The 11734-nt window shown below is 70.5% G+C and carries 10 protein-coding genes; 3 read left to right on the top strand and 7 right to left on the bottom strand.

The window, feature by feature from the left end; genetic code table 11:
• The 5 genes from AOK17_RS31505 to AOK17_RS31525 all read right to left on the bottom strand — a co-directional run.
• Nucleotides 1-501 (bottom strand): serine/threonine-protein kinase (locus AOK17_RS31505; RefSeq protein ID WP_245697495.1); only part of this gene is annotated, 501 nt, incomplete at its 3' end.
• 140 nt (nucleotides 502-641) lie between these two features.
• Complete coding sequence (locus tag AOK17_RS31510) at nucleotides 642-2870, bottom strand: protein kinase domain-containing protein (RefSeq protein ID WP_245697490.1); 2229 nt, start codon at nucleotides 2868-2870, stop codon at nucleotides 642-644.
• 241 nt (nucleotides 2871-3111) lie between these two features.
• The gene (locus tag AOK17_RS31515; RefSeq protein WP_055615981.1) at nucleotides 3112-4395 is read right to left on the bottom strand and encodes a sugar ABC transporter permease; all 1284 of its coding nucleotides are present in this window, start codon (nucleotides 4393-4395) and stop codon (nucleotides 3112-3114) included.
• Nucleotides 4389-5171: an ATP-binding cassette domain-containing protein gene (locus tag AOK17_RS31520; RefSeq protein WP_055615982.1), complete on the bottom strand. Its 783-nt coding sequence runs from the start codon at nucleotides 5169-5171 to the stop codon at nucleotides 4389-4391. Before AOK17_RS31520 ends, AOK17_RS31515 begins: the two co-directional genes overlap by 7 nt.
• Nucleotides 5172-5213: 42 nt before the next feature.
• Nucleotides 5214-6302 (bottom strand): sugar ABC transporter substrate-binding protein, encoded by a 1089-nt coding sequence (locus AOK17_RS31525; RefSeq protein ID WP_055615983.1) that lies wholly within the window; start codon nucleotides 6300-6302, stop codon nucleotides 5214-5216.
• 322 nt (nucleotides 6303-6624) lie between these two features.
• Between AOK17_RS31525 and AOK17_RS31530 the strand changes: the two genes are divergently transcribed.
• Nucleotides 6625-9300, top strand: a complete 2676-nt coding sequence (locus AOK17_RS31530) for a SpoIIE family protein phosphatase (protein ID WP_055615984.1) — start codon at nucleotides 6625-6627, stop codon at nucleotides 9298-9300.
• A complete protein-coding gene (locus tag AOK17_RS31535; protein WP_055615985.1) occupies nucleotides 9297-10379 on the top strand; it encodes a sugar ABC transporter substrate-binding protein in 1083 nt (360 codons plus the stop codon). Before AOK17_RS31530 ends, AOK17_RS31535 begins: the two co-directional genes overlap by 4 nt.
• Nucleotides 10380-10456: 77 nt before the next feature.
• On the opposite strand, the gene AOK17_RS51370 is transcribed toward AOK17_RS31535, so the two are convergent.
• Both AOK17_RS51370 and AOK17_RS31540 read right to left on the bottom strand, forming a co-directional pair.
• Nucleotides 10457-10627 (bottom strand): hypothetical protein, encoded by a 171-nt coding sequence (locus tag AOK17_RS51370; protein WP_169801962.1) that lies wholly within the window; start codon nucleotides 10625-10627, stop codon nucleotides 10457-10459.
• Nucleotides 10628-10703: 76 nt separating this feature from the next.
• The gene (locus AOK17_RS31540) at nucleotides 10704-11060 is read right to left on the bottom strand and encodes a PRC-barrel domain-containing protein (RefSeq protein ID WP_055615986.1); all 357 of its coding nucleotides are present in this window, start codon (nucleotides 11058-11060) and stop codon (nucleotides 10704-10706) included.
• A gap of 302 nt (nucleotides 11061-11362) precedes the next feature.
• Between AOK17_RS31540 and AOK17_RS31545 the strand changes: the two genes are divergently transcribed.
• A complete protein-coding gene (locus tag AOK17_RS31545) occupies nucleotides 11363-11713 on the top strand; it encodes an ANTAR domain-containing protein (protein WP_245697492.1) in 351 nt (116 codons plus the stop codon).
• Nucleotides 11714-11734 lie beyond the last annotated feature (21 nt).

The following is an 11734-nucleotide window of genomic DNA, read 5'->3' on the forward strand; positions in this document are numbered from 1 at the left end:
GACACCGAAGTCGATGACGCGTGGGCCGTCGTCGGCGAGCAGCACGTTCGACGGCTTGAGGTCCCGGTGCACGATGCCCTCGCGGTGCACCGCCTGCAGCGCCTCGGCGACACCGGCGATCAGCCGCAGCACGGTGTCGACGGGCAGCGGCCCGTGGTCGCGTATCGCGTCGGCGAGCGACGGGCCCGGCACATAAGCCGTCGCACACCACGGGACGGAGCCTTCGGTGTCGCTGTCCACGACCGGGGCCGTATAGAGCCCGTGCACCCGGCTCGCGGATGCCACCTCGGCCTGGAACCGCTTGCGGAACTCGGCGTTCTCGGCCAGCTCGGGCCGGATCACCTTGACCGCGACGGCCCGTCCGCCCGGCGTGTGCGAGAGATAGACCCGCCCCATGCCGCCGGACCCGAGCCGCGCCACCAGCCGGTAGCCGCCCACGATCCGCGGATCGCCGTCCTCCAGCGGCTGGAAACCTCCCGCGCCGGGCCCACCGTTGCTCAACACGCCCACTCCGCCCCAAGATCTGTTCGGTGGCCCCATTGCATCACGGGTCACTGGGGTCCCGTCGCACAGCCGTTCAAGTGGGCGCCGGATCGGGGATCTGTGGTGAAGGTGGTGTGCGGAACGTGGTCCCAGGGCCTTCAGGCCCGGGGTATCGGGAGGGCGTACACCTTGTTGAAGTGCTGGGCGATCAGCGGGCCGTCGCCGGCGCAGGCGAGTTGCCAGTCGTTGATGCCGGTGTCCTGGCCGTCGGTGAAGTTCCAGAGCAGCTCGCCCTGTTGGGCGTCGATCGCGTAGAACCCGTCCTTGTTGCGGGCGGCCGTGACGAACACCGAGCCGCCGCCCGCCACGAGGGCGTTGCCCAGATCGAGCCGAGGGGTGCGGCGGAACCAGCGCCGGGTGCCGTCGGCGGCGTCGAACGCCTGGACGCCGTGCGGGTTCCTGGTGGTGCAGTACACCGTGCCGGCCGCGGCGGCCACGGAGGCGAATCCGCCCTTCTCCTCCTTCACCCGCCAGCGCACCGCACCGGACTCCACGTCCACGGCGATGAGTTCGCTGTCGACGGCGAAGACGGTAGCGCCGAGCACCACCGGGGCCGAGCGGGCGTCCGAGTCGGAGTTCATGGGCCGGCGCCACAGCACGTTCCCGCGGCTCGCGGTGCCACGAGCCGTGAGCCGGTGCAGCCCGTCCATGTAGACGAAGCGGCTGGCTGCTATGACGGGCTTCAGATCGAGGCCGATGTCCTCCTCGCTGATGGGGATGACATTGGCCCGGCGCGCCCGCAGATCCGTGTTGAGGACGACGTTCGTGGAGGTGGCCGACCCCTGCGACCCGTCCGGGCGGCTGAACCGCAGACCCGAGATGGTGACCCGCTGGTCGCTGAACCCGCCGAGCAGCGTGTCGAACCGGAAGTCCTCTCCGAAGTCCAGGGAGAACCGCTCGACGCCCGTGGCCGGGTCGACGCCCAGCACGGTCGCGCCGGTGCCGAGGGCGACGACATCGCCCGAGACGAGGAGGGGCGGGGTGGGGGACTGGCTGATGCCCCGGTAGGTCCACCGGGGACGGGTGCCGTCGGCGAGGCCGAGGGAGAACAGCGTGCCCGACTGCGACTTCAGCAGGGCCGTGTCCTTGTAGAAGGCCGCCGGTGCCTTGACGAGCGCGGCACCCTGGTAGACCCACAGTGGCTTCGGCGCGGGACCGGCCGGCTTCGGGGCCGACCCGGTCCGCTCCTCCGGCTCACCGAGCAGTGCGGCGACGCCGGAACCAAGAGTGACGGCGCCGAGCGCGGCTGCCGCGAGGACCGTACGGCGGGAGGGGCGCGGCCGGGACCGGCGCCGTGAGCGGTGGGTGACGGGGTCCGCGTCGGGCGCCTTCTCGGGCGGCGGGCTGGGCGTCGGCACCTCGGGGAAGACGACACGGCTGGGGCTGGGGCGCTCGGTGACGAGCTGCTGAACGGCCACGCGCGGGTCGGTGCGGACACCGGCGGCGGCCGTGCGGCCGGTGGTGGCGCGGGCGGGCCCGCGCTCGACGACGTCCGCACCCGATCCGGGCCCGAGGTCCAGGTCCATGAGGTCGGCGGCCTGCCGACTGATCTGGGCGGCCACGGGTTTCGGCAGCCAGCCCTCCCAGTCCAGGGCGTCGGCGCCACCGGGCGCGCACGCCGCCGACACCCGGTCCGGAGTGGGCCGGGCCGTCGGGGACTTGTCGAGACAGAGCTCGATGATCGTGTCCAGCGGATCCGGAACACCCGTCAGATCGGGCGTACCGTGCACCACTTGATACAGCAGCGTGGCCGCCGAAGAGCCGTCGAAGGGCGCGTTCCCGGTGGCGGCGAAGGCGAGGACCGAGCCGAGGCAGAACACGTCTCCCTCCGGGCCCATCGGGTCACCCGTGGCGTGCTCGGGGCACATGTAGCGCGGGGAGCCCAACAGCACACCGGACAGCGTGAGTTCGTAGCCGTCGGTGGCCCGGACGATGCCGAAGTCGATGACCCGGGGGCCCTCGGCGGAGAGCAGCACATTGGACGGTTTCAGATCGCGGTGCACCAGCCCCGCGGAGTGCACGGCGATCAGCGCCTCGGCGAGTCCGGCCCCGAGGGCCAGTACCGACTTCGGCGGCAGCGGCCCGTGTTCCTCGACCGCGTCGGCCAGCGTCGGACCGAGGATGTGCGCGGTGGCGAGCCAGGGGACGGGGCCGTCCGGGTCGGCGTCCACGACGGTGGCCGTGTACCTGCCGCTCACCGCCCGCGCCGCGTCCACCTCGCGCCGGAAACGGATCCGGAAGTCCCTGTTCGCGGCCAGCTCCGGCCGGATGACCTTGACGGCCACGGTCCGCTGCTGATCGTCCCGGGCGAGGAAGACCTCCCCCATCCCTCCGGCGCCGAGCCGCGCGACAGGACGGTACGGTCCCAGGTGCTCCGGATCCGTGGGACGAAGTGGCTCCATTGCCCTCAGCTCGCCTGTTCATCGTCGAATGGACTTGGGGCGAGAGTAGGTGCTGGAGGGACAGTTGGTGTACGCAACCGAGCAACCTATGGCCATTACTTGACGTTTCAGATAGATACCGCCCGGACGGTCTTCCAGGCGGTCGCGACGGATGCGTACGAGTGCGTCAAGCCCTTCCGCGGGCCTGCTGGGAGCGTCGCGACAGCGAGTCGATGAGCACCGCGGCGAAGAGCACCCCGCCCGTGATGATGAACTGGACGGCCGTCGGGGTGTCCGTGATCGCCATGCCCGAGGCGATCGACTGGATGATCAGCATGCCGAGCACCGCGGACCAGGTGGTGCCGCGTCCGCCGAACAGGCTGGTGCCGCCGATGACGGCCGCCGCGATCGCGTTGACCAGCAGGACGCCGGAGCCCGAACCCTGGCTCACCGACGTGATGCGCGAGGCCAGGAACAGGCCGCCGATCGCGGCCATGGTGCCCGAGACCGCGAGCACCGCGGTCTGCACCCGCGTCACACTGAGGCTGGCGCGCCGGGCCGCCTCCATGCTGCCGCCCAGTGCGTAGACCTGCCGCCCGTAGTGCGTACGGCGGAGAAGGACGTCGAGGCCGGCCACCATCACGAGGAAGATCAGGAGCGCGAGCGGCAGCCCCTGGAAACGGTTGAGGAGATACGCGGCGGCGAACGCGACCACCGCGACCACTCCCGTGCGCACCGTGATCCACCGGAGCGAGCGGTGCGGCATACCGACGGCCTTGCGTCGCCGCATGTCCTGGTAGGACACCAGGAAGACCATGCCCGAGGCGATCGCCGCCAGACCGTAGGCCGCGGCGTCGTTGGTGAAGTAGTAGCTGGTCAGCTTGGCGACCAGCCCGTTCTCGTCGAGGTTGACGGTGCCACTGGTCCCGAGGATGTAGAGCATGAGGCCGTTCCAGGTGAGCAGCCCGGCGAGCGTGACGACGAACGCCGGCACCCGGGTCCTGGCCACGGAGAAGCCCTGGACGGTTCCCGCCAGCGTTCCCGCGAGCACCGCAATGATGACGGCGAGCCATTCCGGCACGCCGTGGTTGACGTTCAGCACGGCGAAGGCCGCCGCCGCGAGACCGCTGATCGAGCCGACCGACAGGTCGAGTTCACCGAGCAGCAGTACGAAGACGATGCCGACCGCGATCAGACCCGTACCCACGATGTCCACGCTGAGGTTGGACAGGTTCCGTGGGGAGAGGAAGTTGGAGTTGAGCGACTGAAAGGTGATCCAGACCGCGGCGAGGACGAGGACGACGGGGAGCGAGCCCAGTTCGCCGGCCCGCAGCTTGCGCCGGAGGTAGGCGATCGCCCTCTCCGCGGCACGGGCGACGGCCCGTCGGCGGTGCGGCCGACCGGCCCCGGCGCCGGGTGGGGTGGGCTCGGACCTGGTGGTGTCCGCCGTGTCGCGCGTCCCTTTCACCATCCCGCCTCCTGGGAGGCCGTCCGGCGGGGCACGTTCTCCGTGGCGCCGGTGATGGAGGAGATGATCTGTTCCTGGGACGAGGTGTTCACGTCGAAGAAGCCGTTGTTGCGGCCCAGTCGCAGGACGGCCGCCCGGTCCGCGAGAGCCTTGATGTCACCCATGTTGTGGCTGATGAGCAGGACGCCCAGACCACGGTCGCGCAGCTGGTCGACGAGGTCCAGGACCTCGCCGGTCTGCTCGAACCCCAGCGCCGCGGTCGGTTCGTCCAGGAGGAGCACCCGCGGGTCGCCGAGCAGCGAACGGGCGATGGCGACCGTCTGCCGCTGACCGCTGGACAGCGAGACGACGGGGGCACGCAGATCGGGGATGCCACGGGTCAGGCGGTCCAGCAGGCCCCTGGTGCGGCGCTCCATCTCCACCTCGTCGAGGAACCCGAGCCTGCGGATCTCCTGCCCGAGGAACAGATTGCCGACGACGTCGAGGTTCCCGCACAGCGCGAGGTCCTGGTAGACGGCGGCGATGCCGAGGTCCCGGGCGTCGTGGGGACGCCTGATGTGGACCGCCCGGCCCTCCCACTCGATGGAGCCCTTGTCCGCGGGGGAGACCCCGGAGATCACCTTGACCAGGGTGGACTTGCCCGCACCGTTGTCGCCCAGCAGAGCGACGACCTGCCCGGCGTGGATCTCCAGCTCGATGTCGTCGAGGACCTCGATGACGCCGAAGCGTTTGCATACGCCGTGCAGTGCCAGCAAAGGGGGACTCGGCACGGAAACCATCTCCTTCCCGGGGGCGGGCCGGACCTGGTCGGAACCTCTTTGTCAGGTGAGTCCGGCCCTCTCGCAGGCGGCCCCGAGTTGGGGGGTGCAGATCTGCTCGACCGTGTACACGCCGTCGTCGACCAAGGTGTCCTTGATCGTGTCGACCGTCACGGACACGGGGGTGAGCAGGACGGCCGGAACCGTGTGCCCGCCGCGGGGCGTCACCTCGCCCTTGGCGACCCGGTCGAGGCTTTCGTGGCGGGCCGCGGCCACGGCCATGGCGGCGCCGGCGGAGGCCTCGGGTTCGAAGGGCTTGTAGACGGTCATGTACTGATCGCCCTCTACGATGCGCCGTACGGCTCCGAGCTCGGCGTCCTGCCCGGTGACCGGGGGCAGCGGGGCGACCTTGTTCGCCTTGAGGGACGAGATGCAGCCGGCGGCGAGGCCGTCGTTGGCCGCGTACACCCCGTCGATGTTCTCGACACCGAGGGCCGCGATCGCGGCGGACATGTTCATGTGCGCGGTCTCCGTCCTCCACTGGAGGGTGTCGTACGCCTCGCCGATCTTCACCCGCCCCTGGAGCACGGACAGTGCGCCCTTCTTGAACGACACCGCGTTGGGGTCGGTGGGATCGCCGTTCATCATGACGATCTGGTCGTCGGGCGCCCTGTCTCCCATCGCTGTCAGCAGCGCCCTGCCCTGGAGCCTGCCGACCTCCTCGCCGTCGAAGGAGGCATAGCCCGCGATCGGGCCTTCGGCGAGGCGGTCGTAGGCGATGACCGGGACGCCCGCCTCGTCCGCCTTCCTGACGGCGGGGCGCAGAGATCTGGCGTCCACGGCCACGAGGATGATCGCGTCGACGCCCTTGGTGAGCATCGAGTCCATCTGTTCCTGCTGGATGGCCACGTCGCCCTTGGCGTTGGCGTTCTCGACCTCGCAGTCGTCGCACAGCTCCGTGATTCTCTCCTGGAGCAGGCGCCGGTCCTGTGTCTCCCAGCGGGCTGTGGTGGAGTCCGGAAGCAGCACGCCGATTCTCAGCGTGTTCCCCGTGTCGGAGTTGTCCTCGGCGTCCTGCCCGCAGGCCCCAAGGGCGACAACCGTCGAGATCACGGTCATGACGATGGCCGCGCCCCGGATGCAGGCCTTCATGTGAAAGACCTCCCTTGTCCTTCACCTCGCGTGACGAGGGGCGCTCACGGTTGTCCGCGCCCGGCCTGAAGCGGTCAGGGGGACCGGCGCCTCGTGGCGTCAAGGGCTGGCGTGTGACCGGCGTGGCAAGACGAACACGTCTTAACTGTGGCACCGGCCGTGGTGATCTGCGAACGCAGCGGCCCGGCTCCGGCCGTCGGTCGCGGCGGTGACGGCAATCAGCCGGATCTGTCGTGTTTGTTCTTCTATGCGATTCTGGTAGATGGGCGCCTGATCTCAACCCAGCGGCACCTGCCGCATGGACCGGAGGTAGGTCGCGGACATGCATCATGACGGCCGCGCCCTGGCCGGAGTCTCGGAGCCGCGGGAGTCCCGGACCGGCGCCGACGACAACGGTTCACGGCCACCCCTGCCGAAGCCCGCCGCGAGCGACAGGTCCCTGACCTTCGCCGGAGTGGCTTTGGCGGCGGTCTATGTGCCCGACGCCGCGAACGGCGATCTCCGGCTGGTGGAGACCGCCGGGCGCGCCACCTCCCAGTACCTGCCGCCGGAGCGGCTGCCCCTGTCCGGTGACTCACCTGCGGCGCACGCCTTCCGCACCGACCGGCCGCTGTGGCTGGACCTCGCGGAACTCGCTCCCCGCTCGGGGGACCGGGACTCCGAGGATCGGCACTCCGAAGTCCGGGACTTCGAGGTCCGGGATTCCCCGGGCCGGCATCCCGGGGGCGGGCCGGCGCCCTCGTCGACACAGGCGCAGCAGGCACAGGCCCCGCCAGCAGAGGCACCGCTCGCCGCCCTGCCGCTCGGGACGGAGGGCAGGCGGCTCGGCTGCCTCGTCGTCGTGGGAGCGTCTCCGGTCGGCTTCGAGGCCGAGCAGCGGCGTTTCCTGGAACGGTACGCGGACGCGATCGCCGGACTGCTCCGGACCGAGGACGGCCGCCTCGCGCCGTCGTCGCTGCTGAGTCCCGCCCTGCTGAGTCTGGGCGTCGGCTCGTTCGTCCTGATGCCGGAGACCGGTCTGATCGAGGCGGACGAGGCTCTGCTCGATCTGGTCGGCATCACACCGGACGACTTCGACGGCAAGGTCGACACCCTGCTCGCCCACGCGCTCCCGGAGGACATGCACGCGCTGATCTCGGTACTGGAACCGTCCACGGAGGCGTTCGGCCGCCGGGAGCTGGAGTTCCGTGTCCGCCGTCCCACCGGTGGAATGCGCTGGCTGAGCCTGACCTGCCGGGTGGTGGCGAGCACCGACGACAGTCCGGAGCAGGTGCTGGGCGTGGTGACGGCGACCTCGGTCCTGCGGCAGAGCGCCGACGACGTGTCCAGGATCCAGTGGCTGACCGCCGCGCTCGACGACGCGACAACGGTCCGTGACGTCGGCCGGGTGGTGGTCACCGCCCTGCGCGAGCCGCTGGGCGCCGACCGGGTGGCACTCGCCGAGTTGCGGGACGACCGGCTCATGGTCACCGTGCTCGACCCGCCCCAGCCCGCCGCCTGGCCGGAGTCATGGCGTTCCGAGTGGCGTTCGGAGTGGCCCGACGCACCGGTCAGCGCCCTGCCCACCCTTCAACTGGCGCTGCGGGACGGGCGGATGAACCTGTGGTCCGCCGGCACCGCCCTCGAACCCGCGCTCGCGGGCATCGGTGCCGGAGGTCTGGCCGTGCTGCCGCTTCCGGCCAAGGGCCGGGTCGCGGGCGTGTGCCTGGTCGGCTGGGACGAGCCCCACGACTTCGTCCCCGAGGAGCGGTCCCTGTTCACCGCCACCGCGGCGCTGGTCGGACAGGCCCTCAACCGCGCGCACGCGCACGACGCCGAGCAGGAACTCGCGACGATGCTGCAGCGCAGCCTGCTGCCCCGGCGCCTCCCGGAGCTGCCCGGCGGGACGGCCGTCGCCCGCTATCTGCCCGCCCGGCGGGGACTGCAGGTGGGCGGTGACTGGTACGACGTCATCGCCCTGTCCGAGGACCGGGTGGCGCTGGTCATCGGAGACGTACAGGGACACAGCGCCGGAGCCGCGACGATCATGGGCCAGATGCGTACGGCGGTCAGGGCCTACGCGGTCGAGGGCCACCCGCCCGACGTGGTCGTCTCGCGCGCCAACCGGCTCCTCGTCGGCATGGAGACGGATCTCTTCGCCACCTGCTGCTACGCCGAACTGGACCTGGAGGAGGGCAACACCCTCTTCGTCCGGGCCGGGCACCTCTCACCGCTGATACGCCATCCCGACGGCAGGACCGAGGAGGTGCAGGTCGAGGGCGGGCTCCCGCTGGGCATTCTCGCGGAGGCCGAATTCCCCATGACCACCGTCGCGTTGACCCCCGGCACGGTGCTCGCCCTGGTCACCGACGGACTGGTCGAGGCGGCCGACCTGCCTCTGGACGAAGGCATGCGGCGCACACGCGACGCGCTCGCCGCCGCCGATCCCACGGATCCGGGGCGGATGGCCGACGAACTGCTCGGCGGTGTCGACCGTCGCGAGGACGACGTGGCGCTGTTGCTGCTGCGCTACGACGGGATGAAGTCCCGGCCGATCCGGGCAGGTTGGGCGGTGTGGCGGCTGCCCGACGCTGTCATGCACGCCCGCCGGTTCACGGCGCGCACGCTGCGCAAGTGGCGGGTCGAGGACGTGGCCGACGCGGTGCTGCTGGTCGTGTCCGAGCTCGTCACCAACGCCCTGGTGCACACCCAGGGCCCGGTCCGCGTCGATCTGATGCTCCGCGGGGACCGGCTCCGGGTCTGCGTGACCGACTCCTCGCCGCGCGCGCCCGCCAAGCCCGTGTCCGTGGACTGGGAGTCGACGGGCGGTCGGGGCCTGCTCCTGGTCGAGGCGATGTCCGAGTCCTTCGGCTCGATGCCGGTGGCCGACGGCAAGCAGGTGTGGAGCGAGATCGTCGTGCCGCGACGCGAGCCGACCTCCGCGGACCCTGAGTCCGGGACGGGACAGGAACCCGGGACGGGACCGGAGCCCGGGACGGAACGAGGGGCCGCGCCATGAGAACCCGTACGCGGCAACTCCTCGCGGCGCTCGTCGCCGGGCTCATGGCGATGTCCCTGGCCTCCTGTGGAGGAGACGACGCGGCCGACATGGACAGCTTCACCGTCGGTCTGCTGCTCCCGAGCCGGGCGGTCCCCCGCTGGGAGCATTCCGACAAGCCCTTCATCGAGCAGCGCCTCAAGGAACTGTGCCCCCGCTGCACCGTGGAGTACGTCAACGCCGAGAACGACGCGGCGAGGCAGCGGCAACAGATGATGTCCATGATCACCAAAGGAGTCGAGGTCCTGATCCTCGATGCCGCCGACACCCGGGCGATCCGCTCCTCGATCCAGGAGGCACGCAAGGCGGACATCCCGGTCGTCTCCTACGACCGGCTCGCCGAGGGCCCGATCTCGGGCTACGTCACCGTCGACGGCGGACAGGTCGGCAAGCTCCAGGGCGAGGCCCTCCTGAAGGCCATGAGTGACAGGGGGAACGGCGAGAACGTCGTCATGCTGAACGGCGATCCGACCAGCCCCAACGCGGCCTGGTACAAGCGGGGCACCCTGTCCGTCATCCGAGGCAAGGTGACGATCAGCAGGTCGTACGACATCCTGGGCTGGAGCAAGGACAACGCCCACACCAACATGTCCGCCGCCATCGCGGCCCTCGGCCCCGACCGGATCGACGGTGTCCTCGCGGCCAACGACTCCATCGCCGCGGGCGCCATCGCCGCCTTCAAGAGCGCCGGTGTCAGGAAGCTGCCGCCCATCACCGGCCAGGACGCCGACATCGAGGCCGTGCGGCGCATCCTCAGGGGCGAGCAGTACATGACGGTGTACAAGCCCTTCGCGGCCGAAGCCGACGCGGCCGCGACCATGGCCGTCGCCCTGGCCCGCGGCGAGGAACTCGACGACGTCGCCAGGACGACGACCGACAGTCCCACCACCGAGGACATCCCGTCCGTTCTGCTCACGCCGAGCGCGGTGACGGTCGACACCATCAAGCAGACACTGGTCAAGGCCGGTGTGTACACCGTCGACCAGATCTGCACCGTGGAACTCCGGCGCGCCTGTGAGAAGGCGGGGCTGACCGACTAGGCGGGGCTGACCGACTAGTGGGGATGTGGGCCCCGATCTCCGGGACCTTCCACGACGACGCCCTGCCGCCGCCCCTGTCAGCGAACGGGACGCCGCCTGGCGCGCCGGGACCAGACGACGGCGGCGACGATCACGTCGGCCGCCAGGAGCATGATGCCGATGACCAGCAGATAGCCCAGGCCGTCCGCAGCCACGCCGATGATCCCCAGGACGACTGCGGCGAGGACGACCAGCAGGAAGAGCACCATCGCGGGCACACCTCCCTTCGGGTTCCTTCGAGCTGATTGCCGTCTCAGTAGATTGCCGTCTCGGCGGAGCGCGGTCTCAACGGCGAGCGAGTTGCCGTTCGCCGTTCGCACCCGGCTTGTAGGCGATGCCGTAGTAATGGAAGATCTCTTCCTCCTGCTCGGCGGGCAGAATGTCGTCCGTGCCGATCGACGGAGCCTTCTTCACCAGGCTCTTGGCATAGGAGACCTTGAGGTAGCCCGGCCCGAGGGTCGTCTCGTCGAGGGGGACGAAGACAAGACGCTGCCGGGTGGGCAGTCCGGTCCGGACGGTGGCCACGGCCGGTTCGTCGGTGGCGGTGTCCACGTAGATCGCTTCGAGCACGCCGATCCTGTGTCCCTTCGGATCGACGACATCCTGGTTGCGCCATTCTCGGATGTCGGCTGCTTGGATCATGCCGTTCCCCTCTGAGTGAGGCGCCTGCCGGTGCGCGTGAGCGTGCACCAACCGCAACAATTTTACTACGGTCCGTGCTGGTCGGACATTCGCGAGTGCCCCATCGAAAGGGTCCTTCCCGCGTGGTGCGCCAGGGGCGGAAGCCGGCGATCGGGGCCGGTGCGGCAGCCGTCCATCGCAGCGAGTACCCGCAGACGTCGCACCGTATCCGCAACCTTTGGGCAGGACTACGCTGTCGAGTGAGGCCCCAGTCCCCGGCAGCGATGTCCTGTTCCGCTCCTGGGAGGCCCACCGTGCACCAGGTGACCACGCACCGCGAGGAAGAGCGGCCGGTGACGGCTGTCGCTCCGGCGAGGGACGCGGCTCTGCTGGCCGAGATCGTCGAACTACGAGCCAGGAACGAGCAGTTGGGGCGGGCGCTGGTGACGCGTGCGGTCATCGACCAGGCCCGCGGGATGGTGATGGCCATGGCGCCGTGCTCCAGCGAGAGGGCCTGGGACCTGCTGGTGGGGGTGTCTCAGCACTGCAACATCAAGCTCCGGGACGTGGCCGCGGCCCTGGTCGCCACGACGGACGACGAGACGCTCCCGGAAGAGATCCGGCGCGAGTTCCGCCGGGCGCTGCGGCGCCTGCACGCGGCGGACCGGGGGTGACGGGGTGCGCCCGGCGGATGG

Origin of the sequence: Streptomyces phaeochromogenes (assembly GCF_001418655.1) — a bacterium.
Classification (GTDB): domain Bacteria; phylum Actinomycetota; class Actinomycetes; order Streptomycetales; family Streptomycetaceae; genus Streptomyces; species Streptomyces phaeochromogenes.

What these genes read in the sequence shown, in the direction of transcription:
- AOK17_RS31510 (WP_245697490.1), bottom strand. Translation starts at nt 2,870, where the DNA reads ATGGGGGAGGTCTTCCTCGCCCGGGACGATCAGCAGCGGACCGTGGCC.
- AOK17_RS31515 (WP_055615981.1), bottom strand. Translation starts at nt 4,395, where the DNA reads ATGGTGAAAGGGACGCGCGACACGGCGGACACCACCAGGTCCGAGCCC.
- AOK17_RS31520 (WP_055615982.1), bottom strand. Translation starts at nt 5,171, where the DNA reads ATGGTTTCCGTGCCGAGTCCCCCTTTGCTGGCACTGCACGGCGTATGC.
- AOK17_RS31525 (WP_055615983.1), bottom strand. Translation starts at nt 6,302, where the DNA reads ATGAAGGCCTGCATCCGGGGCGCGGCCATCGTCATGACCGTGATCTCG.
- AOK17_RS31530 (WP_055615984.1), top strand. Translation starts at nt 6,625, where the DNA reads ATGCATCATGACGGCCGCGCCCTGGCCGGAGTCTCGGAGCCGCGGGAG.
- AOK17_RS31535 (WP_055615985.1), top strand. Translation starts at nt 9,297, where the DNA reads ATGAGAACCCGTACGCGGCAACTCCTCGCGGCGCTCGTCGCCGGGCTC.
- AOK17_RS51370 (WP_169801962.1), bottom strand. Translation starts at nt 10,627, where the DNA reads ATGGTGCTCTTCCTGCTGGTCGTCCTCGCCGCAGTCGTCCTGGGGATC.
- AOK17_RS31540 (WP_055615986.1), bottom strand. Translation starts at nt 11,060, where the DNA reads ATGATCCAAGCAGCCGACATCCGAGAATGGCGCAACCAGGATGTCGTC.